26 protein-coding genes are annotated in these 22,380 nt (G+C 29.9%); 4 read left to right on the top strand and 22 right to left on the bottom strand.

Annotation, left to right across the window (positions count from 1 at the left end; all coding sequences use genetic code 11):
• Positions 1 to 25: 25 nt before the first annotated feature.
• From atpG to upp, 7 genes are all read right to left on the bottom strand, one after another.
• The gene (gene atpG / locus GEMHA0001_RS01645; RefSeq protein ID WP_004263609.1) at positions 26 to 898 is read right to left on the bottom strand and encodes an ATP synthase F1 subunit gamma; all 873 of its coding nucleotides are present in this window, start codon (positions 896 to 898) and stop codon (positions 26 to 28) included.
• A gap of 34 nt (positions 899 to 932) precedes the next feature.
• On the bottom strand, positions 933 to 2,435 hold the full coding sequence (atpA, locus tag GEMHA0001_RS01640) for a F0F1 ATP synthase subunit alpha (RefSeq protein ID WP_003144018.1): 1,503 nt from the start codon (positions 2,433 to 2,435) through the stop codon (positions 933 to 935).
• Between the two features lie 27 nt (positions 2,436 to 2,462).
• Positions 2,463 to 3,002, bottom strand: coding sequence for an ATP synthase F1 subunit delta (gene atpH / locus GEMHA0001_RS01635; protein WP_004263549.1), 540 nt, complete (start codon positions 3,000 to 3,002; stop codon positions 2,463 to 2,465).
• Positions 3,002 to 3,526, bottom strand: coding sequence for a F0F1 ATP synthase subunit B (atpF, locus tag GEMHA0001_RS01630; RefSeq protein ID WP_004263330.1), 525 nt, complete (start codon positions 3,524 to 3,526; stop codon positions 3,002 to 3,004). Before atpF ends, atpH begins: the two co-directional genes overlap by 1 nt.
• Before the next feature lie 53 nt (positions 3,527 to 3,579).
• Positions 3,580 to 3,795, bottom strand: coding sequence for a F0F1 ATP synthase subunit C (gene atpE, locus GEMHA0001_RS01625; RefSeq protein WP_003143965.1), 216 nt, complete (start codon positions 3,793 to 3,795; stop codon positions 3,580 to 3,582).
• Between the two features lie 78 nt (positions 3,796 to 3,873).
• Positions 3,874 to 4,602: a F0F1 ATP synthase subunit A gene (atpB, locus tag GEMHA0001_RS01620; protein WP_004263667.1), complete on the bottom strand. Its 729-nt coding sequence runs from the start codon at positions 4,600 to 4,602 to the stop codon at positions 3,874 to 3,876.
• Between the two features lie 156 nt (positions 4,603 to 4,758).
• On the bottom strand, positions 4,759 to 5,388 hold the full coding sequence (gene upp, locus GEMHA0001_RS01615; RefSeq protein WP_003144032.1) for a uracil phosphoribosyltransferase: 630 nt from the start codon (positions 5,386 to 5,388) through the stop codon (positions 4,759 to 4,761).
• 185 nt (positions 5,389 to 5,573) lie between these two features.
• Between upp and GEMHA0001_RS01610 the strand changes: the two genes are divergently transcribed.
• Positions 5,574 to 5,891: a hypothetical protein gene (locus tag GEMHA0001_RS01610; RefSeq protein ID WP_003143997.1), complete on the top strand. Its 318-nt coding sequence runs from the start codon at positions 5,574 to 5,576 to the stop codon at positions 5,889 to 5,891.
• Between the two features lie 13 nt (positions 5,892 to 5,904).
• The gene (locus tag GEMHA0001_RS01605; RefSeq protein ID WP_004263529.1) at positions 5,905 to 6,432 is read left to right on the top strand and encodes a hypothetical protein; all 528 of its coding nucleotides are present in this window, start codon (positions 5,905 to 5,907) and stop codon (positions 6,430 to 6,432) included.
• A 107-nt stretch (positions 6,433 to 6,539) separates the two neighbouring features.
• Here the strand turns inward: GEMHA0001_RS01605 and GEMHA0001_RS01600 are convergent, their stop codons facing one another.
• The 6 genes from GEMHA0001_RS01600 to trpX all read right to left on the bottom strand — a co-directional run bounded on the left by GEMHA0001_RS01600 (position 6,540) and on the right by trpX (position 12,647).
• Positions 6,540 to 7,172, bottom strand: coding sequence for a PepSY domain-containing protein (locus GEMHA0001_RS01600; RefSeq protein WP_003143966.1), 633 nt, complete (start codon positions 7,170 to 7,172; stop codon positions 6,540 to 6,542).
• A 349-nt stretch (positions 7,173 to 7,521) separates the two neighbouring features.
• Complete coding sequence (locus GEMHA0001_RS01595) at positions 7,522 to 8,865, bottom strand: sensor histidine kinase (RefSeq protein WP_004263657.1); 1,344 nt, start codon at positions 8,863 to 8,865, stop codon at positions 7,522 to 7,524.
• Positions 8,849 to 9,520, bottom strand: a complete 672-nt coding sequence (locus tag GEMHA0001_RS01590) for a response regulator transcription factor (protein WP_004263305.1) — start codon at positions 9,518 to 9,520, stop codon at positions 8,849 to 8,851. Before GEMHA0001_RS01590 ends, GEMHA0001_RS01595 begins: the two co-directional genes overlap by 17 nt.
• Before the next feature lie 317 nt (positions 9,521 to 9,837).
• Positions 9,838 to 10,611, bottom strand: coding sequence for an ABC transporter ATP-binding protein (locus tag GEMHA0001_RS01585; protein WP_003144007.1), 774 nt, complete (start codon positions 10,609 to 10,611; stop codon positions 9,838 to 9,840).
• 3 nt (positions 10,612 to 10,614) lie between these two features.
• A complete protein-coding gene (locus tag GEMHA0001_RS01580; protein ID WP_004263535.1) occupies positions 10,615 to 11,490 on the bottom strand; it encodes an ABC transporter permease in 876 nt (291 codons plus the stop codon).
• A 152-nt stretch (positions 11,491 to 11,642) separates the two neighbouring features.
• Positions 11,643 to 12,647, bottom strand: coding sequence for a tryptophan ABC transporter substrate-binding protein (trpX, locus tag GEMHA0001_RS01575; RefSeq protein WP_003143973.1), 1,005 nt, complete (start codon positions 12,645 to 12,647; stop codon positions 11,643 to 11,645).
• A 790-nt stretch (positions 12,648 to 13,437) separates the two neighbouring features.
• Between trpX and GEMHA0001_RS01570 the strand changes: the two genes are divergently transcribed.
• Positions 13,438 to 14,652 (top strand): MFS transporter, encoded by a 1,215-nt coding sequence (locus GEMHA0001_RS01570; RefSeq protein ID WP_004263423.1) that lies wholly within the window; start codon positions 13,438 to 13,440, stop codon positions 14,650 to 14,652.
• Between the two features lie 259 nt (positions 14,653 to 14,911).
• Here the strand turns inward: GEMHA0001_RS01570 and GEMHA0001_RS01565 are convergent, their stop codons facing one another.
• The 6 genes from GEMHA0001_RS01565 to mutM form a co-directional block, all read right to left on the bottom strand.
• Complete coding sequence (locus GEMHA0001_RS01565) at positions 14,912 to 15,193, bottom strand: nucleotide pyrophosphohydrolase (protein WP_004263664.1); 282 nt, start codon at positions 15,191 to 15,193, stop codon at positions 14,912 to 14,914.
• A gap of 10 nt (positions 15,194 to 15,203) precedes the next feature.
• On the bottom strand, positions 15,204 to 16,064 hold the full coding sequence (gene rsmA, locus GEMHA0001_RS01560; RefSeq protein WP_004263476.1) for a 16S rRNA (adenine(1518)-N(6)/adenine(1519)-N(6))-dimethyltransferase RsmA: 861 nt from the start codon (positions 16,062 to 16,064) through the stop codon (positions 15,204 to 15,206).
• Positions 16,064 to 16,615, bottom strand: coding sequence for a ribonuclease M5 (gene rnmV, locus GEMHA0001_RS01555; RefSeq protein WP_003144041.1), 552 nt, complete (start codon positions 16,613 to 16,615; stop codon positions 16,064 to 16,066). Before rnmV ends, rsmA begins: the two co-directional genes overlap by 1 nt.
• 63 nt (positions 16,616 to 16,678) lie before the next feature.
• On the bottom strand, positions 16,679 to 17,011 hold the full coding sequence (locus GEMHA0001_RS01550; RefSeq protein ID WP_003143994.1) for a hypothetical protein: 333 nt from the start codon (positions 17,009 to 17,011) through the stop codon (positions 16,679 to 16,681).
• Between the two features lie 69 nt (positions 17,012 to 17,080).
• Positions 17,081 to 17,929, bottom strand: a complete 849-nt coding sequence (locus GEMHA0001_RS01545; protein WP_004263400.1) for a YitT family protein — start codon at positions 17,927 to 17,929, stop codon at positions 17,081 to 17,083.
• Between the two features lie 16 nt (positions 17,930 to 17,945).
• Entirely contained in the window at positions 17,946 to 18,803 is an 858-nt protein-coding gene (gene mutM, locus GEMHA0001_RS01540; RefSeq protein WP_004263435.1) for a bifunctional DNA-formamidopyrimidine glycosylase/DNA-(apurinic or apyrimidinic site) lyase, read from the bottom strand.
• A gap of 294 nt (positions 18,804 to 19,097) precedes the next feature.
• On the opposite strand from mutM, the gene GEMHA0001_RS01535 reads away from it, so the two are divergent.
• Entirely contained in the window at positions 19,098 to 20,279 is a 1,182-nt protein-coding gene (locus tag GEMHA0001_RS01535) for an LCP family protein (RefSeq protein WP_248657379.1), read from the top strand.
• Positions 20,280 to 20,393: 114 nt separating this feature from the next.
• Here GEMHA0001_RS01535 and GEMHA0001_RS01530 read toward each other — a convergent pair whose 3' ends face one another.
• The 3 genes from GEMHA0001_RS01530 to GEMHA0001_RS01520 are packed head-to-tail and all read right to left on the bottom strand — an operon-like array spanning position 20,394 to position 22,246.
• The gene (locus GEMHA0001_RS01530; RefSeq protein ID WP_004263661.1) at positions 20,394 to 21,335 is read right to left on the bottom strand and encodes a DUF4097 family beta strand repeat-containing protein; all 942 of its coding nucleotides are present in this window, start codon (positions 21,333 to 21,335) and stop codon (positions 20,394 to 20,396) included.
• On the bottom strand, positions 21,328 to 21,936 hold the full coding sequence (locus tag GEMHA0001_RS01525) for a DUF1700 domain-containing protein (protein ID WP_004263402.1): 609 nt from the start codon (positions 21,934 to 21,936) through the stop codon (positions 21,328 to 21,330). The genes GEMHA0001_RS01530 and GEMHA0001_RS01525 overlap by 8 nt, the downstream gene beginning before the upstream one ends.
• Positions 21,929 to 22,246 (bottom strand): PadR family transcriptional regulator, encoded by a 318-nt coding sequence (locus GEMHA0001_RS01520; RefSeq protein ID WP_040464235.1) that lies wholly within the window; start codon positions 22,244 to 22,246, stop codon positions 21,929 to 21,931. Before GEMHA0001_RS01520 ends, GEMHA0001_RS01525 begins: the two co-directional genes overlap by 8 nt.
• Between the last annotated feature and the right edge of the window lie 134 nt (positions 22,247 to 22,380).

Raw genomic sequence — 22,380 nt, 5'->3', positions numbered from 1 at the left:
CTTAATAGCTTCTCCTTTCTCATTACTATTTTGTTGCTGCTGCTCCACTTACAATCTCTGTAATTTCTTGTGTAATTGCAGCTTGTCTTGCACGATTGTATTTAATCGTAAGTGTATCAATAATATTTCCTGCATTATCAGTTGAATTTTTCATTGCTGTTTTTCTTGCAGAATGCTCACTAGCTTTACTATCTAATATACTTCCATAAATCATACTTTCAGCATATTGAGGTAGTATTACATCTAGCACAGCTGTCTCACCAGGCTCAAATTCATAAGCTCCTGTAGGTTGTTGCTCTTCAGAATTTGCGAACTTATCTGTATTGTCAATAGGAAGTACTTTACTTTCAGTTACAACCTGTTGGATCATACTAACAAAGTGATTATAATGTAAATAAATTTCATCATATTCTTTATCAATAAAGTATCCTACTACTTTATTAGTAATTTGTTTAACCTGAGTGAAACTTGGCTCATCTGGTATATCTCTATAACTATCAACTACATTATAGCCATTTTTTCTAAAGAATTCTGCTCCATAGTTACCTATAGCAACAATACCATACTCGCTATTAGCATGTCTTTCATTAATAGTATTAACAAAGTTTCTAATAACGTTTGCGTTGAATCCTCCACATAAACCACTATCACTAGTAATTACCACATAAAGAGTTTTCTTAGCTTCTCTTTTTTCTAACATAGGGTGTTTAATACTAGAACTTTTACCAAAAATTGTTCCCATCACTTCTTGCATTTTTTGCATGTATGGATTAAATTTTTGTGTGTTTGATTGTGCTTTTAAAAGCTTAGACGTTGAAACCATCTCCATCGCTTTTGTAATATGACTAGTTTTCTTCGTAGAATTGATTTTATTTTTTATATCTCTTAGTGACGCCAATTAATTCACCACCTTTACTCTACTACTTATCATCTTAAGCAAAAGTTTTCTTGAATGCAGCGATTACTTCATCCATAACTTCTGTTGCTGGTAAGTCTTTTGTTTCAATAATGTGTTTAATTGCTTCATTCTCATGAGCATCCAAGTATGAATATAATTCTTGTTCGAATCTGTGAATATCTTTAACTTCTACATCATCTAAGAATCCATGAGTTAAAGCATAAAGAATCATAACTTGTTTTTCTACTGGAATTGGTTTGTGTAAGTCTTGTTTTAATACTTCAACTGTACGTTTACCACGTTCTAGTTTTTCACGAGTCGCTGGATCTAGGTCAGAACCGAATTGAGCAAAGCTTTCTAACTCACGGTAAGATGCTAAGTCAAGACGTAAAGTCCCTGATACTTTTTTCATCGCTTTAATTTGCGCAGATCCCCCTACCCTAGATACTGAAAGTCCGGCGTTGATCGCTGGTCTAATACCTGAGAAGAATAAATCTGATTGTAAGAAGATTTGTCCATCTGTAATCGAAATTACGTTTGTTGGAATATATGCAGAGATATCACCTGCTTGCGTTTCTACGAATGGTAGTGCTGTGATACTTCCTCCACCGAAATCTTCATTTACACGAGCAGCACGTTCTAGAAGACGTGAGTGTAGATAGAATACGTCCCCTGGGTATGCTTCACGACCTGGTGGTCGTTTTAATAGTAATGATAACTCACGGTAAGCCGCTGCTTGTTTTGATAAGTCATCATATACGATTACTACATCTTTACCATTAAACATAAATTCTTCTGCCATTGCAACCCCTGCATAAGGCGCGATGTAAAGAAGTGGTGCTGGTTGAGATGCTGATGCTGTTACTACGATAGTATAGTCTAAAGCACCGTGTTCTTTAAGAGTTTCTACAACACTACGTACTGTAGATTCTTTTTGTCCTATTGCTACATAGATACAAATTACATCTTGTCCCTTTTGAGCTAAGATTGAGTCGATAGCAACTGCAGTTTTACCTGTTTGTCTATCTCCGATAATAAGCTCACGTTGCCCACGTCCGATTGGTACTAATGCGTCAATCGCTTTAATACCAGTTTGGAATGGAACAGATACTGATTTACGTCCCATAACCCCTACTGCTGGAGATTCAATTGGACGACGTTTTGTAGTGTTAACTGGCCCACGACCATCGACTGGTTGTCCTAATGGATCAACTACACGTCCAATTAGTTCTTCACCTACAGGTACGTCCATTACACGTCCAGTACGACGAACTTCGTCTCCTTCTTTAATATCAGTAGTTGGACCTAAAATTACGATACCAACATTTGTGTCTTCAAGGTTTTGAGCAAGCCCCATAACCCCTGTTTTAGTGAACTCTACAAGCTCACCACTCATTATTTCATTAAGACCGTATACACGAGCAATACCGTCCCCTACTTCTATAACTGTACCGACATCTGTTGACTTAACTTCAAACTGATAATTTTCTATTTGTGATTTTAGTAATGAACTAATTTCTTCAGCTTTAATAGCCATTTATGTCCCTCCTTGTTTCAACTTCTTCTAGATTGAAGAAATTTTTGATTTTATAGCATTTAATTTCGCCTTTATAGTAGCATCAACTACTTTATTATTGTAAGTAAGTTTTATACCACCTAGAAGACTTGCATCTACAAAATTATTAATTTCAACATTTTCTAGTTGTAACTCATTTTTAATTTTTTCTTTTAGATTTTCTAACTGTTCTTCAGTTAAAGGTGAAGCTGATTCAGCTTTAACAACAACATTTCTTGAATGTTTATTAAACAATTCAGTATACTGTTCTAAAACGAAATTAATTAATGAGATTTGCAGATTACCTGCTAAGATTTTAACAACATTCACAACATATTTATTTACTCCTGCAAATGATGCATCAATCAGGTTAATTTTTTTTATTTTTTCTAAATTAGGGTTGTTCATCAATGTAACAAAATCAGGGTTTCCATTAACTACTTTTGCAACTTCCTTTAACTCATAAGAAACTTCTTCTAATGTGTTATTTTCTTTTGCAACTTCAAATAATGAATATCCAATTTTATTAGCTAATACTGACTTACTCATTATTTCACCCCTACCTCTTTAATGACTTTATCAACATATTCACTTTGTGTTGAGCCATCTAATTCTTTTTCTAAAATTTTCGAAGCTACAAGCACTGATAAATCAGCAATTTGTTTGTTGATCTCTTCAAGTGCTCTTTTCTTCTCGTCCTCAATGTCTCTTTGAGCATTTACTTTTAATTGTTCTGCTTGTTTACGCGCTTCTTCAAGAATAGCTTGTTTTTCAACCTTAGATTGTTCACGAGCATCTTCCATCATAACTTTAATTTCTTGTTGCGCATTTTTTAATTTTTCTTGATTTTCTTCAAGTAAAATTAGTGCTTCTTTTTGATTTTTAGCAGCATCATCAAGTTGACCTTCAACTAATTTTTGACGCTCATCTAACATATCAATAAGTTTGTCCCAAGCGAATTTTTTCAGTAATACTAATAAGATTAATACAGCTACAATGTTAATAGCCATATTTCCTAGATTAAAACCTTGATGAGAAGAGTGTTCAGTAGCTAAAAATACTAAATTTTCCATTTACTAAATGCTCCTATTCTTCATAGTTCTTTTGTTTACAGTATTATACTAAATTATTTAGCTAAGATAACGAATGAAATAACGATAGCTAAGATAGGTACTGCTTCTACAAGTGCGAATAATACGAAAGCATTAGATTTTAATCTTGATTCTAATTCTGGTTGGCGAGATACACCTTCGATAAATTTACCGAATAAAAATCCGTTACCGATACCAGCACCAACTGCTGCTAAACCTGCTGCTAAACCTGCTCCAATTAATTCTACCATAATTATATTTTCCTCCTTGGATAATAAATGAATTTTATTAATTATTAGATTTTTGCACATATAGTGCATTTAAAAAGATTAATGTTCATCACTAATTTTATGTGATAAATAAATGAATGTTAAGACAGTAAAGATATATGCTTGGATAAATCCTATAAATAGAGAGAACCCTTTCCATACTACTAATCCTGCCATACCAGCTATTGCACCAAAGAATCCTACTGTTGTAAGTGTAGCTAATAGTGCTAATAATATTTCACCTGCATAGATATTACCGAATAAACGCATTGAAAAAGTCATTAAGTTTGTGAACTCTTCAATAACCTTGAACGGTGTAATACCTATACCTGAAGAAGTATATGTACCAAAATAGTGTTTAATTCCTTTATACTTAATTCCTGCAAAATGAGTAAAGACAATCACTAATAATGCAAGAGAGAAAGTAAATGTTGGATCCGCAGTTACAGAATTAACATAGACTACTTCATTGTAACTAACTTCTATTAATACACCTATAGTATTTGCTACTGCAACAAGTGAAATAATTGTTAGAGCTGTTGCCCATAATCCTTTACCATATTTTTTCCAGTTAACATTACCTTTGATGACATTATCACTAACGAAATACGCAAGTAATTCAACCGCATTTTGACGTTTACTATCTGGTCTTAATTTTATTCTACTAGTTAGAAACATCACAATAACAAAGGTAAGCAATACTGTTATTAAAGTTGTGATTACACTAGGAATATTAACCGTTATATCATAGCCAAATAATTTGGTAATAAGATATGTGTGTTTTTCCATATATTCCCCTCACCTCTTTTCTTAAGTTACTTTTAGATTTCTAAATCTGTTGTAATATAAAAAATTAGAAATACATAATCATATTATAATATGATTTTATAATATTTGCTAGCGATTTCTTAAATTTTATATGATTTGATTAAAAATAATCTACTATTATTTAGTTCCGAAGATTCTGTCTCCAGCATCCCCTAATCCTGGTACAATGTATCCGTGGTCATTTAGTTTTTCATCTAATCCAGCGATAAATATATCTACATCTGGGTGTGCATCATGTAATGCCTTTACACCTTCGGGTGCTGCTATTAGACACATAAATTTAATATCCGTAACTCCACGTTGTTTTAATGAGTCAATTGCTGCAATTGCAGAACCACCAGTTGCTAACATTGGGTCAACAACGATAAAGTGACGTTCTTCTGGATTGCTAGGAATTTTAACAAAATACTCGTGTGGTTGTAACGTTTCTGGATCACGATATAGCCCAACATGACCTACTCTCGCAGATGGGATTAAATTCATTAATCCATCTACCATTCCTAATCCTGCACGTAGAATTGGAACGAATACAATCTTTTTACCTGCAAGACGTTTACAAGTAGTAGTTTGGATTGGCGTTTCTACTTCAACATCCTCCAGTGGAAGGTCACGAGTAATTTCATAAGCCATTAAAGAACCTACTTCATTAGTAAGTTGTCTAAAGTCTTTAGAACCCGTTCTTTTATCTCTAATGAAAGATAATTTATGTTGGATCAATGGATGATCAAAAACATGAACTTTTGACATAATTATAGTTCTCCTTTGTATTATTATTATATTTATTTTACTCTAATTATTTCATTTTAACAAGGGATATCCGAAAATATTTTACTCCATTCAATAAATATTTTTTTATTAGTTTTGTTATATTACTAGACTTATACTACATAAAATATTACAATAATAAAAACAATATTTATGGAGATTTTAACATGCAAAGAAAAACGTTATTAGGGACATTTTTACTTACTAGTATTTTATACTATATTGTTCCCCTACTTTTTTTGAAATTTTATAATGGAACTAGTGATAAAGCTGGTTTTATTTTGATATTAGCTTATGGATTTTCATCATTTGCAATTACACTATTGGTAACATATTTTATACAAAGAACAATTTATACTCCGCTTCTAAGTATTACTCTAGCACTTCCATTGTTTTTCATTTTTAATTCAAGTGCTTTAGTTTTAATACTTCTTATTATAGTATTTTCTTTTGTTGCCTATGGTTTAACTGCATTAATAAAATAAATAAGGAGATTATATGACTGTTTTCAAACGTAATTTACTAATAGCAACTGGTATTTATGTACTTTTTTATCTATCACCAATATTAGCTAATCCATTTATGGCTTTAAATTTATTAGAAGCCGCTGTTGTTGGTGCCTTTATTTTCGGTGGATTCTACTTAAGTTATATTTTCATGTATACTAATAAAAGCAAACTTGATGAACGCACTAAAAATACTATAATTACAATATTGGTATTAGTAATTGCATTATTGATATTTTTTAATCCTTTCAAATTTCCAACTGCATTCAATGTTATTGTAAATAGATATTTAGCAATACTAATTCTTCTGCTAATATTAATTTTTATAATATTATTAGCAAGGAAAATGGATAATTCTATAATACCAGTTTTACTTTTTGCACCATCGATTATCCAGGGGTTACTAATGCGTCTATCTTATAAGGCTATGATATTTTATATTGCCAACCCTAACTTTAATTTATATTTAATAGCCGCTATTTTCATTGGATATTATATTTATAATAATAACAAAAAATAAGTAAACATTTAAAAGGGAAAACATCATTTAATTTATATGAAAAACTCCCTTCTAAAAAAAGAAAACTGATAATCTAGATATTATTTCTAGACTATCAGTTTATTTTTCTAGTTATCTATTTCTACTTTTAAAACTTTTCCTGACACAGCATCAACTTTTAGATCATATTCTAATCCATTTGCACGAGCTTCTATTTCATAAACGTATAAAGGTACTCCATTATTTTGAACTGCGTAATCATCCTCATACTCAGGTTTAATTTTTACAAAATTAATATTTTGTTCTGGTGTTGAAATTGCTTGTGCTACTATAGAGCGAATTTCTTGTTGTGATTTTGCATTTTGTACATTTTGTTGAGTATTGATGTTATTACTATTATTTTGAACATTTGAAGATTGGTTATCATTTTGAGAATTACTGTTTGAACCATTATCACCATTGTTACTATTATTGTTATTGTTTCCGTTATTGTTATTTTGATTTGATTGCTGTCCAACATTCATCTTAACATTTGAATAAGCTTCTTGAACTTTAACTCTTTGTGCCTCTTCATATCTATCGTATGCATATGCGCCTACTGAGCCTGTTACTACTACTGCTAATGCCCCAATTATAAGTGGTTTTAAGAAGTTTCTCTTTGCTTTTTTTGGTTGTTCATTATATTGATTATTGCTATTCATTGTTTCTTCGTAAACTCCTTCTAGTGTTTCAATCTCATTGTTGTTAATTTTTTTAGTCATTTTATATACCTCTTTTTTTTATATTTTTATTATATCTTTGTTTTATGAATCTTAAATGAAGATTTCACTTTTGTTCATCTCTTTTGATATTTTTATTATATCTTTGTTTTATGAATCTTAAATGAAGATTTTTATTAATTTATAATTTTTTACAAAATAAAAAGGAGTGACTCAAAAATCGTTATTTCGGAGAAACAAGATTTTGTCGAGTCACTCTTGCAAAGTTTATTAGATATCTAAAATACTTTTATAAAGCAATTTTAGATATCAATAAACCACTGCGTCTATGAATTATAATATACACTTTTTTTTATATTTAGAATTTTTGAGGTAGTCCCCTTTATTATTCTTAAAGATTCACTACAAATCTTGTTCCTTTTGGCTTATTATCAAAAACAGCTATTTTACCATCATGCAATTTCACTATTTTTTGGGTAATAGACAAACCTAATCCTGAAGAATTATCTTCAGTCGTTGTTCTTGATTTATCTACTTTATAAAACCTATCCCAAATAAGTTTTTTCTCATTATCACTTATTCCAATACCATCATCAGCAACTTCAAGAATTATACTCTTTCTTCTAGCTAAACAAACTGTTACTTCCGTTTCAGCATATTTCAAAGCATTAGATAATAAGTTATCTATCATTCTCATAATTAAAGCTTCATTTGCATGAACTATGATATTTTCTTCTATGTTTATCGATAACTTTATATTCTTATTATCGAACAGAATTTTATAGTCTTCTAATGTATGTTTTATTTTATCCGATAAAGGGAGTTCTTCCTTTGGAATCTCTAAACGACTATCTAGCCTGGCTAATTCTAAAATTTGATTAATCATAGAGGCCATTCTCTTACTTTGTCTCTCAATTACTTCAAACGATTCTTTTGCATCTTCTATAGAATCGGTATATTTTGCTCCATATTCACTTTCTGCCATTACTACAGAAATTGGTGTTCTAAGCTCATGCGATACATCCGAACTAAATCGGCGTTCTCTTTTTGATGAATTTTCTAGCGTTTCTAACATTTCATTAAAAACTTTACCTAATTTGTGAACTTCATCAGTTCCTTCCTCTATGTAAATCCTTTTACTTAAATCATTACTATGAGCAATAGCCTCAGCTGTTTCTGTCATATCTCTTACAGGTTTCAATGAACTTCTTATTATCAAGTATCCACCATACATTATTACCATAATAACAAATGGACTGCCAATGCTAATAATTATCGGTAATATCCAACCATTAATGTTATTAGTAACTTGAACAATACCCCTTACATATTTTCCATTACCTAATCTAGCAGAACTGGTTTCTGAATCATAGTATAAATATTTATTATGATTTACATCTTTATATTCAGAAATAGCTCCAAGACTAAAATCGTTGACTTTAAAATTTCTAGGCACAGATCCTGCAACAAGATTACCATCTTTATCATATACAGACAATGTAACACCATCTTCAAATGGAGTAAATGTATCGGCACCACTTGAAATTTCCGTTACCTCTTCTATTAACCTTTTTTTAGCCCCACTCTCTACAACACTATCACTAACAAAAAATGTCCCAATAATTAACGATCCTATTAGTAAAACTATAAATGTCGTATACCATAATGTTATTTTAAAAGTTAAAGATACCTTTTTAAATGGAAAGAATGATAGTTTCTTATTTTTCTTTAACAAAGTATCCTAGCCCCCTTTTAGTATAAATAATAGTTTTATCCGTTCCATTGTCTAGTTTTTTCCTAATATTTTTTATAATTACATCTACTATATTTGAAGCACCATCATAATCATAATCCCAAACATGATTAAGAATCTGATCGCGACTCAATATACTCTCCTTATTTTTCATAAGATATTCTAATACCTCATATTCTTTACCAGTCAATCCAATGTTTTCACCATTTCTAGTAACTTGTTTTTTAGAAATATCAAGTACAATATCATCGATTTGAATAACATTAGTCGCTAAACCATAATTTCTTCTCATTAGAACCCTTATTCTCGCAAATAGTTCGTCAAATTCAAACGGCTTAACTATATAATCATCAGCACCACTATCAAGACCGACAATTTTATCCTCTAAAGTATCTTTTGCTGTTAACATTATAACTGGTGTATTATTTTTACTCTCGCGAAGCCTTTTGATAAACTCATAGCCATCAACATTTGGCATCATAATATCAGTAATAATCAAATCATAGTCACTATAACCAACAAAATCTAATGCTTCCTCACCATCGAAACAGCTATCTACACTATAATTATTTCTTTTTAAGTGTTTAGTAATTATTCTATTCAAATCGCGTTCATCTTCTACAACAAGAATCTTCATAACAATCTCCTCATACTAAATTTCTACTATATTTTACTTAATTCACTTATAAATGTAAAACAATAGTTCTTATATATTATAACTTCACTATTTAGAAATATTCTAAAACAAAAAAATGAATCTAAAATGAAAAAAAGACACCTATTTACAAATAGATGTCTTAGACGTAATAGCCCGGATTCGAACCGGAATCTCCTCCATCAAGGCGCAATCCCTATATACTACTCCTTACGTTTATCCTTATTATATCATATTATCATGTGAAAAATAAATAGGAGTGACTTAAACTAGATTTTATCAAGTCACCCCATGTAGTTCTACTCACTTTCTTCTAAATTATAAAGTAATTCATATAATGCTTTTGCATCAAGTTTTTCTTTTTCTTCTTTACTGATATCACGAACTAGCTCTCCACGGTGCAGAACTATTATTCTATTTCCGTATTTCACTGCATCTTGAATATTGTGAGTTATCATTAACGCTGTTAATTTTTTCTCTTCAATCTTTTGTCGAGTAAGCTCCATTATTTTCTTCTGAGTTTTTGGGTCTAATGCAGCAGTATGTTCATCAAGAAGTAAAAGTTTTGGCGTGGTCATAGTTGCCATTAAAAGTGCAATAGCTTGACGTTGACCTCCAGACAATAGCCCCATCTCACTATCTAATCTATCTTCAAGCCCTAAGTCTAAAGTCGCTAGCAATTCTTTAAAAAGTTTCCTATCTTCTTTAGTAGTACCCGGTTTAAAACCTCTGACTTTACCACGTCGAAGTGCCAAAGACATATTCTGTGCTACAGTCATACGAGGAGCTGTTCCATCAAGTGGATTTTGGAAAACTCTACTAATGAATCCTGCTCTCTTGTGTTCTACTATATTACTTACATCTTTTCCTTCGATTAAGATTTCTCCATCATCTAACGAGAATGAACCCGCTAAGGCATTAAGAAAAGTTGATTTTCCTGCTCCATTTCCTCCAAGAATCGTGATGAAATCACCATCTTTTATTTCAAGACTAACATTTTTTAAAGCATGTTGCTCTCTAATCGTACCTGGAAAGAATGTTTTATCTATTTTATTAATTTTTATAAATGACATGTTCTACGCATCCTTTCTCTTAGTTTTTAATTTTAATTGAGGTAAAGTTAAGAAAATAGCAATTACTAAAGCTGAAACTAATTTAAAGTCATTAGCTCCAATAATATTTAATTTTAATACTCCTACTAGCAGTAATCTGTAAATTATAGCACCACAGATTACACAAATTAATCTTGTTGTGAAAGATACATCTTTGAAGATTACTTCTCCTATAATAATTGCTGCTAACGCTACTACTATTACCCCGATACCACTGTTTACATCTGAATAACCATTGTTTTGTGCTAAAATCGCACCAGCTAAAGAAATAATTCCATTAGCAAGCATTAATCCTAAAATCGTCATTGTTTTTGTAGAAATACCTAATGCTGTCGCCATTTTCTCATTATCTCCTGTTGCAATTAAACTCTGACCTAATTCCGTTGAAAAGAATAAAGACATAGCTATAATAATTAATCCAGAAAGAATAATTCCAACAAATACAGTATCATAATGAGTCGGTAAGTTTAATCCTTGAATTTTGCTAAAAATTGTATCTTTATTGATTAAACTTAAATTTGGTCTACCCATAATTCTAAGGTTCACCGATAATAATGCAGTCATTGTTAAGATTCCTGCAAGTAAACTTGGAATTCTACAAACGGTAATTAAGAATCCTGTAACAAGACCTGCTAACATACCCGCCACTATTGAAATCAATGTAGCTATAACAGGGTTGATCCCATTATGTATACAAATAACACAGACAGCTGCTCCTAAAGGATACGCTCCTTCAGTAGTCATATCCGCAATATTTAAAACTCTAAAACTTATAAACAATCCAAGCGATAATATACCCCACAGCATTCCCTGTGAAATCGCTGAAATAAATAGATCCATCCTGCACCTCTTTTATTTAATATTTCTTCTAATTTGATTTTATATAATTTAGAGCGACTCATAAACAATAATTTTTTCTATTGATTTGATGAGTCGCTCCTTTTAATTATTTATAATTCAAATAGCTTCTTAATAATATAATATCAATAATATTATTTTTTATCTACTACTTTTGCTTTATCTTTAATTTCTTTTGGAATTTCGATTCCTAATTGTTTTGCTTTTGCTTCATTTAGATAGATAACACCTTCATTAGCAAGTACGATTGGCATATCTTTAGTATCTGCACCTTTTAATACTTTAGCTACAACTTTAGCTGTTTCAACCCCGATTTGATATTGGTCAACACCTAGTCCTAAAAGTCCTCCGTCAGCTACCATTGTGTCTGCAGATGGGAATACTGGAATTTTCTTAGCGTCTGTTACTTTTACTACTGTTGCCATTGCACTAGCGATTGTGTTATCGATTGGTACAAAGATTGCATCTGTTTGTGAAGCAAGACTTTCTGTTACTTGTTGAATATCATTTGTATTAGCTACTGTTGAAACTTTAACTTCTAATCCTAATTCTTTAGCTAATTTTTCTGCTTCTTGAGCTTGTTTTACAGAGTTATCTTCACTAGCTGTGTATAAAATACCAACTTTTTTCATGTTAGGTAATACTTTTTTCATGATTTCTAGTTGTTGTTTAATTGGAGTTCTATCACTTACACCAGTAATGTTGTTTCCTGGTTTGTCTTCAGCTTTAATTAATCCTGCTTCAACTGGATAAGTAATACCACCCATGATGATTGGTTTATCTTTAGTTGCATTTGATAGTGATAAAGTAGCTGGTGTTGTAATACCTACTAAAATATCGTTGTTATCTGTAACTAATTTTTGACCCATACTTGCTAAGTTACTTTGATCACCTTGAGCATTTTGAAGATCAATTTTTAAGTTCTTACCAACTTCATATCCTTCTTTTTTAAGTCCATCTTCTAAACCTTTATAAATTTGGTCAAGAGCTGGGTGACTAAGTAATTGAAGAACTCCTACTTTTACCTCTTTATTATCAACCTTTTTAGTTTCCTCACCTTTTTTACTTGAGAAGAACCCATAACCTAATACACAAACTAATAATACCGCAAATGCTACAAAAATTTTATTTACTTTCATTTTAATAATCTCCTTTAAATTTAATAATATTTTTTGTAATAAAAATTTTAGAAGCGTATCTATACAAAAAGACCACTAGCATATACCCAGTGGTCTTTTAACTATACTTTTTACAATATAAAAAGCCACCTAGATATTTCTATGTGGTCTCGATTTTTCCATCACAAATAATCCACATAGATACTTACTTCTCATCTGAGAGCCGTATCTATGTCAAAAAGAAACAAGATCGACTCAGTATCTAGTGGCTTTGCCAACGAATATTTAATTGTAGCGTGTCAACTTGATACAGTTTCATAAATCTTTTTTCTCCTTTACGTTTAATTCTTGTTTACATTATAGCAACTCTTTTTTTTATTGTCAATATGTTTTTTTAGAAAATATCTAAAGAATTCTGATAATTCAAAAAACACTCTATTTAATTATAAAAATCACTATATCACTTATAAATTTTTCTTAAAACTATTTTCAAAAAATATTATAAATATATTAATCCTACTTTATTTAAAAATGCTGTACTAATAATATTTCTTAAATTATAAGCCTATTTTTGAAAATCATGAAAATAAGTCGTTTTCACAACTATAAGATTAACTTTTTAAAATTAACACACCTTCAAAAACATTGATATTACTGTTATATATAGATAATATATTATTATTAACAAATTGTATTCTTCATGGAAATAAAATTGAAAATATATCATTTTTATGAAAATTTTTACTTGAAAATCTATTTTCATAGGCGTATGATAGACATATATCATTAAAAATAAGTAAGGAGAATTTTTATGGATAGCCATTCAGCTATAGAAAGAGAAAAATTATTTAACAAAGGATTTATCACAATAACTGCGATTAACTTTATTGTATTTTTAATTTACTATTGTTTTGTAGTTATCACAGCAAAATATGCCACTTCTGAGTTAGGTGCTACTGCCGCACAGGCAGGTTTTGCCGCAGGTATCTATATTATTGGTACGCTTGTCGCACGTCTTTATATCGGTAAAAAATTAGAAATCATTGGTCGTAAAGAAATTTTACGATTTGGTGCTCTAATTTACTTAATCACAACAGCTGCATATTTAATTTCATCAAATATCATTATTTTAGATATAGTTCGTTTCTTAAACGGATTTGCTTATGGAACTATTTCTACTGCAGCTAACGCAATAGTTACTGCATATATTCCTAGAACTCGTAATGGTGAAGGAATTAATTACTATGGTTTAAGTACAAGTTTAGCAGCTGCTATCGGACCATTTATTGGTATGTTATTATTACCTATTACTGGATTCAATGCAGTAATCATTTTAGCTATTGTATTGTCAATTGCAGTTACAATTGCTTGTTTCCTATTCCCAGTAAAAAATATACAATTAGACGAAAAACAAAAAAAATTACTAAACAGTTGGTCATTAAATACATTTATTGAATATAGAGTATTATTCATCTCTACTGTAGCATTCTTAATTGGTTTAGCATATTCAAGTGTCCTAGGATTTTTATCAATTTATGCTGATAGCTTAAACTTATCTACTGCAGGAGCTTTCTTCTTTGTAGTATATGCACTAATTATTACAGCCACTCGTCCATTTGCAGGTCGTATTTTCGATGCTCGTGGTGAGAATGCAGTTATGTATCCAAGTTTTGTATTCTTAACTTTAGGATTATTAATGTTAAGTTTTACAAATGGTAGCTTTATGTTATTATTCTCTGGTGCACTAATTGGATTAGGCTACGGAACATTCATGTCAAACGGTCAAGCTGTTTGTTTAAAACTTGTTGATTCTACTAAAGTAGGAATTGCACTTTCTACATACTTTATCGGATTAGATCTTGGTCTTGGATTTGGACCATACGCCTTAGGTACTGTTCACGGAATTTTATCATATCAAGGAATTTACATTCTATGCGCCGTTATCACAATAGGAGTAACAGTTCTTTACGCAATGTTCTATAAAGGTAAAGAAGTACGTATCTTAAAAACTAAAACTAGTAGATAGTAATATTAAAATCATTAAAAAGTAGTCCTAGTAAAGGGCTACTTTTTTATATAGATAATTATTATAGAAACAAAAGGGGGCTGACCCAAAAGTACTAGATTTTAAAATAGTTTACATGAAAACTCATAGACGCAGTGGTTTATTGATATCTAAATTCGCTTTATAAAAGCTCTTTAGATATCTAATAAACTGTGCGGAGGTGACTCGACAAAATCGATTTCTCCGAAATCACGATTTTTGAGTCACTCTCTCTTTTCTTTTATTTTTCTGGATATCGTCTTGCAACATCAACTAGTTTTTCTTTAATTATCTTCTTAGGATCTTCATTTAGGTGATAACACATTGCAAGAGCATAAATTAGGACATCTGCCAATTCATCTTTTATCTCTTGAATATTATCTGCTTCTTCATTCCATTGAAAATGTTCAAGTAGCTCTGCCGCTTCTATTGAAATACTTTTAGAGAACCTTTCTAAAGTATCATACTTTTCCCATCCTCTTTTTTCCCTAAATTCGGTTATTATAGTTTTTAATTCTTCCATGTTTTACCTTTTAGATTAAACTATTATTTGTTAAATTATTATATAGATTATAAAATTCTACTAAACTTAAAGTTTCACTTCTTCTTCCTGGCTCAATATCACTATCTACACAAGCATTTTGTAAGTCTTGTTTTTTATCCTTACCATAACTTGAAATTAAGTTATTTAATAAAGTCTTTCTACGTTGAACAAAACACGAACGTACGAATTTAAAGAATTTAGCATCAGTTTCAAATTCTCGAGTTTCTTTTGTCATAATTTTTACAACTGCACTTTCAACATTTGGTGCAGGTACAAATACTTTTTTCGGTACAGTAAATAGATACTCAACATTTGTATAGTAATTTAATAAAATCGTTAATGAGTTGTAATCTTTCGTTCCTACCTTGGCATTCAGTCTATTAGCAACTTCTTTTTGCATCATAACGACATAACCATCAATTTTTTCAGTATTCTCGATTAAATGAGTTAAAATTGGAGTTGTAATATAGTAAGGTAAGTTTGCTACTACCATAATTTTTTCACAATCTGACATCTTCTCAGCAATTATCTTATCAACATCAACTTTTAAGATGTCATTATTAATAATCTCAACATTAGGATAATCAGCAAGTGTCTCCGATAAAATCGGTAGAAGTCTACCATCAATTTCAAATGATATTACTTTTTTAGCTTTTTTAGCTAACGCTTCTGTAAGAGAACCAATCCCAGGTCCAATTTCTATTACTCCTACATTTCCATTTACCCCAGCCCCATCAACAATTCTATTTAAGATATTAGCATCTATTAAAAAGTTCTGTCCTAGGCTCTTCTTAAATGTAAAACCGTGTTTTTTTAGTATTTCAAAAGTTTTCTTGGGTGTTCCTATCATTATTTTATTCCTTTACTTATTTTTTTCATTTCTTCTAATAATCGTTCTTTAGAAATATTATACATGTTTAGTTTATTTAGTAGTTGTTTAGCATTAGTGTAACCTATATTTAATCTTTCGCAAAGTTCTTCTCTTAAAACTTTTGAGGTAGCTCCTCCAACTAAACCTAACTCTATCAATATTTCATTACTTATATCATTTTTTACCTCATCCATAGGTGTATAATGATTTTTTATAGCCGCTATAATATCTTCTTTACTCGCAGCTTCTATTCCTATTTTCCCTTTACTATCTACGGCTTTTTTATTTGAAATATATGCATGTTTTGCCGTCGGGATATTTTTTTCTATAATACTTCTAATTCTTTTTCCCGCATAATCAGGATCCGTTAAAACTATTAATCCTCTTGTTTTTTCTAGGAAGATTAAACGTTCTATTTTTTTCTTAGTTAGGGCCGAGCCATTAGTTTCAAATGTATCACAATCTATTGCTTCTTTGACCCTATTGGTATCATCTCTTCCTTCTACTACTATTATTTCTTTGATTTTCATTTTATTATCCTTTAAAAAAATTTATCAGTCTATTATAACATATTTAGACAATTTTTGCTCATGCTAACATGAATATTTCAAATAGTTGTACAAATCATGTGTAATTTCACGATGAACTTTATACTTATAACCATCACAAAGAAAATTCTTTTTTAATTCAAATTTATCTTTAAGCTTAATTTTTTCTAGTGCTTTGCCTTTTTTACACACTAATACTTCCCAATGTTTTTCAAACTTAACCAAGTAGCAATCATAAATCTTATCTTCCCTATATGCTCCCACCAAAAATAAAAGGCCAACAAGTTCTAATATTATATGCCAAAATTTTACCGTTTTTCTTCTTTCTAACAAATAAACCTTCTCACTCTTATTAAGATAATTATATAATTCTTCCATAATTCCCACCTCTTTATAGTCATTATAACACAAAAAATCCTCTGCAGAAAAAACTGCAAAGGAAATTTATTAGTGTATATCTTTTTTCTTAAAGTTAGCTCCACTTACCTCACTAACTGTTCCAATCGATAGAAAGGCATTCTTATCATTTCTAAAGACTATTTTTTTAAGTTTTGATTCTTCTATACGAGTGATTACACAAAAGATTATTTTTGTTTCATGCCCTGAATAACCACCTTCACCATGTAATAAAGTCACACCACGACCTAATCTGTCTTGAATTTCTTGACTTATCACTTGATAGTTACTTGTAATAACCATAACCGATTTGGAATCATTAAGCCCCTCAATAACAATATCCATTACTTTAGATGCAACGAAATAACTTATCATTGAATAAAGTGCAGCTTCCCATGTGAATACAAATCCAGAAGCAATAAATATAACAACATTTATCCCAAGGACCATTTCACCTACAGAAATCGGTAATTTTTTAGTAGCATAGATAGAAAACATCTCACTTCCATCTAACGTACCACCATTTCTAATAACTAATCCTACTCCTATTCCAAGTATTATCCCACCGAATATACATGCTAAGAATGGATCCGTAACAAGTGGTGAAAAATTATGAAAATATGAAGTTGCAAAAGATAAGATAACAATTCCAAAAATAGAAGCTATGGCGAATCCTTTACCTATCTGCTTATATCCCAAATATAGAAATGGAATATTAAAGACTAGTATGAAAATCCCAAGTGGTAATCCCAAATAGTGACGTGCAATAATAGATACACCAATTACTCCACCATCCAATATATTATTAGGAATTAAGAAAAATTCTAATCCCGCCGCAAAAATTAATGATCCAATAATTATACTTATATATTTCTTTAAAAATTCTATTCTGCTTTCCATTGATTCTCCTTTTTATTTATTTTTTTTGACAAATAGGACAAAAGTGACTCGAGCGTCCTTTTATTGTTACATTTTCCACCTCATGACCTAGAGGACAAACTTTTTTCCCATATATTTGATGAAAATTTTGCATATTCCCTTCTCCACCATCAGCGTGAACATAATCAGAAATAGTAGAACCACCTTCTTTAATTGCAAAATCCAAAATATCAATCAATTCTTTAAATAAACTTTCCTTCTTCTTTTTAGAAAGTTCACTTGCTTTTGTCAAAGGATGAATCTTTTGACGGTATAATACCTCACAATCATAGATATTACCACAACCACAAAATACATTTCCTTCTAAGAGTAGTGCTTTTATAGATTGCTCCCTGTATTTATTTTCTTCCAATTTACTTAAGAAATATTTTTTTGCCTTTTTATCAAATGGTTCTGGAGCAAGATTTATGAATGGTTTAAATTTCGTTATATCATCAATATACCTAAGTTCCCCAAATCTTCTAATATCACTATAGACTAATTTTTCTCCAGTAGATAATTCAAAGATTACATGTTGATGTTTATAATAATTTTTGTTGGTAATCTCAGCTATATCCTTAACCAAAAAGAATGCCCCTGTCATTCCAAAGTGAGTAATAATATATCCTTCATTTAATGTGAAATATAAATACTTTCCTCTACGTGATAACTTTTCAATCTCTTTACCTTTCACACTATCTGAAAAAGCGCTAAGTTTTTGTTTAACAATAGCCATTTTTCCTACTTTATGACTATCTTCAACAACCTTAGAATATGTTATATTAATAATTTTCTTATTTATTACTACTTCTTCAAGTCCAAATTTTATATTCTCAACCTCTGGTAATTCTGGCATAATGCACTCCTATTTTTTGTACTTATTATTTTATTTTAATATAAACATTTGAAAATTTCAAAGAATACCAACTTTCTTTTCAGTTACAATATACAAAATTATCAAGTTTTTTTCAGTAATTTTCCGCATTATTATAGCGTTTAAACTAAATATGTAGTATAATAAAAAAGTTAAATAAAAAAAGGGGTCTAATATTAAATGGAAGAAAAAATGTCTAGACGAAAAAGAATTAGTACACCCTCTTACAAAAACGGAGGCGAACCTCCTAAAAAAAGAGGGATTAGAAAAATATTAATGACAATCTTTGCATTATTAATACTTGGAATCGGTGGTTTTGCCGCATATACGTTTTTCAACTTTTCTAGTTCAGCACAAAAAGGTTATAAGAATGTAGATTATTTAAAAGAAGTTGATCCTAACTTCAAAAAATTCTCAGTATTAATCCTGGGTATTGATATGAATGATGATCGAAAAGCACAAGGGCAAACACGTGAAGATAGTAGAACAGATTCAATGATCTTAGCTACTGTAAACAAGGATAAAAAACGTATGGATATGGTAAGTATCCCTCGTGATTCACTTAGCCTTATGAGAGAAAAAGACGATGAACATAATGATAGTGCTTATTTCTATGATAAAATCACTCATGCTCATGCTTATAATGATGTTAAAGGAACTACTAATGCAGTAGAAAACTTATTACATACACCAATTAACTTCTATGTATTAATAAACTTTAAAGCGTTTGAACAAACAGTTGATGCTTTTGGAGGAATTGACTTATATGTTCCATTTGATATGGATGAACAAAATGCTAATGGTGAAGAAAATACTGTTAAATTAACTAAAGGTTGGCATACACTGAACGGTGAACAAGCACTTGCGTTTTCACGTAGTAGATACTATGATAGTGATATAGAGCGTGGTCAACGCCAACTGCAAGCTATCCACGCTCTAATTGATAAAGCAAAAAGTCTAAATGCTTTAACTAAAATTAATGATGTAATTAATATCGTTGGAGACAATGTTGAACACAACTTGTCTACAACTCAAATTTCTTCAGCTATTATGATGTTTATCAATGATAATATCGAGATTGTATCGCATAGAATTGATGGTTACGATGTGACTTATAACGGAGTATATTACTACTATCCACGTCCATTGTCACTTCTATATGCTTCATCTGCTTTAAGAAACAATCTTGATTTACCACTTCCAAAAGCAACTGATCTATTAAATATATATTATCAAGGACATATTGCAATTGGACTTAAAGAATATAAAATAGATAATCTTCGCTTACCAGATACATATCAAGCTACTGATCTTACAATAATGTCTCAAGAAGACTTACTAGCAAATCTTCCAGGAAGACTTACTAAAGAGGATTTGAAAAATGATATTACCGTAAGCAATGAAAATAGACCTGATGAAAATAGTAATACTAAAAACAATGCTAACAACAGCAATTAACAGCAAAATACTACAACTGGTGTCGGTACAACAAATACTCATCAAAATACCGGTGTAAATAATAACCAAGAATAAATAATATCCCATCAAAAATAATTTTTGATGGGATATTATTTATTTATTTGAAAATTTTACATTTACAGTTCCAGTATTTGAAGATGTGAATAATTGTTTCTTTTTATTTGAGCTATTTGTAAAATTTGATTCTTCATCACTTAATTCAGCTATAATATTACCTTCTGTTGTCTTAAGAATAATAGAATTATTTGCAGTAAGATTACTTAAAATAATATTACCAGTAGTTGTTTTTAAGTTAATATTATCTGAACTTTCACTAGGAAGATTACTTACCTTAATATTTCCTAGTTCATTAGTTATATTAATATCTTTTATTGTTGATGATGACAAATCTGTATCTCCTGTTTTATTATCAATACTAATATCTTTTAAATCATTAACATTATTTAATTTAACATTTCCTGTAGCAACATTAATTTTCAGAGAATTATTTTTACCATTTAAGTTATCTATATTTAAATTTCCAGTTGCTAATTTAATGTCAGCATCTGAAGCTGAAATATTAGTTATATATACATCACCTAGTTCACTATTAATTATAAGAGATTTAATATCTAGATTCTTGATAAAATAATCTCCTATTTTATTAACTAAATTGATATCAATATTAGAAGATTTAGGTATTTTTATAATAAGTTTTCTTTTTTCAGTAAAGAAATTAAAATTAATACTCACAATATTTTTATTTTCTTTTATAGATAACTTATTTCCTATGTGCTCTATATTAACTTTACGTTCTAGAGCAGTATAGTATTCTATTTCCATATTTTTAGAAGCAGTATTCTCTTCTATGGTTACATCAGAATCAATAATATCTAAATCTAAATTTTTAACATCATTAATCGAGACAGTATAATTCTTTTTTTCTAAATTAGAAGAAAATCTAGGTACATGACCATTATTTAAGTAAGTTGCTAATCCTATCAATACTAGTCCAAAAATTATAAAACTAATAGAAATTTTTATAAATTTATTCATTTATATACACCTCTTTTTTGAAAATCTTCACAAAAATTGTTCTGATGTTTATACCATTTTGACGTGATTTTTTATATATTTTTATCAACCAGTCAATACCAATTAAACCAGTCCCTGAAATAACAAATCCAAATCCTAAAGTATCTAAGAAATACGAAATATTTCTTTCGTAAATAAGATATAATGGGGATTTTAATATTAATAAGATTCCACCAATGAAAATAGCTATAATAGAAAGTGCAATACTAAATATTATAGATAGAATAACTATAAAAAGACTAGCGACTAGAGAAAATATAGTTATCCAAGCAGGAAATAATAATACGGTAATAATAAAGCCGAGCTCTGTAGGGATTTTTCGTGGGATAAACCTCCATACTAGTTTTGTTTGTTTTTTCCCAATATTATGTTCATCTAAAATTTGATCAACGATGATATTAATATCCCCTAATTGTGATACAGCTTCTTCTTCACTTAAGCCCTCATCAATACGATCATCAATCATTTCTTCGAAAAAATTGAGTGTTTTATACATCTCTTTTGGCGATAAATATGGTTTTAATTTATTTCCCAAAAGAGCGCAAAACTGTGTCTTATTCATGTTTTTCATCTCCTAATATATATTTATGTGCATTACTTATTACTTTCCAGTCGATAAGAAATTCCTGAATTTTATTGAGACCAACATCTGTAATTTTATAATATTTTCTTAGTCTACTATTATGTTCTACCGAATATGAGGTAACACAATCGTTTGCTTCCAAGCGTTTTAAGATTGGATATAACGTTGATTCCGATATAGGAATTACATTTGAAACATCTTTTATAATTTTATACCCATATGATTCAGAATTACGTAAAGTAGCAAGAACACATATTTCCAATAAACCTCTTTTTAATTGAGCTTCCATACAAATATCTCCTTTCACATAATACTATACATTGCATAGTATATTTTGTCAAGTAGTATAATGAGAAATATATTCTAATTATTGACATTTTATTTATAATACATCATAATTAATATAGTAAATTTAGCAAATTA

Origin of the sequence: Gemella haemolysans ATCC 10379, from assembly GCF_000173915.1 — a bacterium.
Taxonomy (GTDB): Bacteria; Bacillota; Bacilli; order Staphylococcales; family Gemellaceae; genus Gemella; species Gemella haemolysans.
This window is presented reverse-complemented; position numbering and strand designations above follow the sequence as displayed.

What these genes read in the sequence shown, in the direction of transcription:
- atpA (WP_003144018.1), bottom strand. Translation starts at nt 2,435, where the DNA reads ATGGCTATTAAAGCTGAAGAAATTAGTTCATTACTAAAATCACAAATA.
- atpH (WP_004263549.1), bottom strand. Translation starts at nt 3,002, where the DNA reads ATGAGTAAGTCAGTATTAGCTAATAAAATTGGATATTCATTATTTGAA.
- atpF (WP_004263330.1), bottom strand. Translation starts at nt 3,526, where the DNA reads ATGGAAAATTTAGTATTTTTAGCTACTGAACACTCTTCTCATCAAGGT.
- atpE (WP_003143965.1), bottom strand. Translation starts at nt 3,795, where the DNA reads ATGGTAGAATTAATTGGAGCAGGTTTAGCAGCAGGTTTAGCAGCAGTT.
- atpB (WP_004263667.1), bottom strand. Translation starts at nt 4,602, where the DNA reads ATGGAAAAACACACATATCTTATTACCAAATTATTTGGCTATGATATA.
- upp (WP_003144032.1), bottom strand. Translation starts at nt 5,388, where the DNA reads ATGTCAAAAGTTCATGTTTTTGATCATCCATTGATCCAACATAAATTA.
- GEMHA0001_RS01610 (WP_003143997.1), top strand. Translation starts at nt 5,574, where the DNA reads ATGCAAAGAAAAACGTTATTAGGGACATTTTTACTTACTAGTATTTTA.
- GEMHA0001_RS01605 (WP_004263529.1), top strand. Translation starts at nt 5,905, where the DNA reads ATGACTGTTTTCAAACGTAATTTACTAATAGCAACTGGTATTTATGTA.
- GEMHA0001_RS01600 (WP_003143966.1), bottom strand. Translation starts at nt 7,172, where the DNA reads ATGACTAAAAAAATTAACAACAATGAGATTGAAACACTAGAAGGAGTT.
- GEMHA0001_RS01590 (WP_004263305.1), bottom strand. Translation starts at nt 9,520, where the DNA reads ATGAAGATTCTTGTTGTAGAAGATGAACGCGATTTGAATAGAATAATT.
- GEMHA0001_RS01585 (WP_003144007.1), bottom strand. Translation starts at nt 10,611, where the DNA reads ATGTCATTTATAAAAATTAATAAAATAGATAAAACATTCTTTCCAGGT.
- GEMHA0001_RS01580 (WP_004263535.1), bottom strand. Translation starts at nt 11,490, where the DNA reads ATGGATCTATTTATTTCAGCGATTTCACAGGGAATGCTGTGGGGTATA.
- trpX (WP_003143973.1), bottom strand. Translation starts at nt 12,647, where the DNA reads ATGAAAGTAAATAAAATTTTTGTAGCATTTGCGGTATTATTAGTTTGT.
- GEMHA0001_RS01570 (WP_004263423.1), top strand. Translation starts at nt 13,438, where the DNA reads ATGGATAGCCATTCAGCTATAGAAAGAGAAAAATTATTTAACAAAGGA.
- GEMHA0001_RS01565 (WP_004263664.1), bottom strand. Translation starts at nt 15,193, where the DNA reads ATGGAAGAATTAAAAACTATAATAACCGAATTTAGGGAAAAAAGAGGA.
- rsmA (WP_004263476.1), bottom strand. Translation starts at nt 16,064, where the DNA reads ATGATAGGAACACCCAAGAAAACTTTTGAAATACTAAAAAAACACGGT.
- rnmV (WP_003144041.1), bottom strand. Translation starts at nt 16,615, where the DNA reads ATGAAAATCAAAGAAATAATAGTAGTAGAAGGAAGAGATGATACCAAT.
- GEMHA0001_RS01550 (WP_003143994.1), bottom strand. Translation starts at nt 17,011, where the DNA reads ATGGAAGAATTATATAATTATCTTAATAAGAGTGAGAAGGTTTATTTG.
- GEMHA0001_RS01545 (WP_004263400.1), bottom strand. Translation starts at nt 17,929, where the DNA reads ATGGAAAGCAGAATAGAATTTTTAAAGAAATATATAAGTATAATTATT.
- mutM (WP_004263435.1), bottom strand. Translation starts at nt 18,803, where the DNA reads ATGCCAGAATTACCAGAGGTTGAGAATATAAAATTTGGACTTGAAGAA.
- GEMHA0001_RS01535 (WP_248657379.1), top strand. Translation starts at nt 19,098, where the DNA reads ATGACAATCTTTGCATTATTAATACTTGGAATCGGTGGTTTTGCCGCA.
- GEMHA0001_RS01530 (WP_004263661.1), bottom strand. Translation starts at nt 21,335, where the DNA reads ATGAATAAATTTATAAAAATTTCTATTAGTTTTATAATTTTTGGACTA.
- GEMHA0001_RS01525 (WP_004263402.1), bottom strand. Translation starts at nt 21,936, where the DNA reads ATGAATAAGACACAGTTTTGCGCTCTTTTGGGAAATAAATTAAAACCA.
- GEMHA0001_RS01520 (WP_040464235.1), bottom strand. Translation starts at nt 22,246, where the DNA reads ATGGAAGCTCAATTAAAAAGAGGTTTATTGGAAATATGTGTTCTTGCT.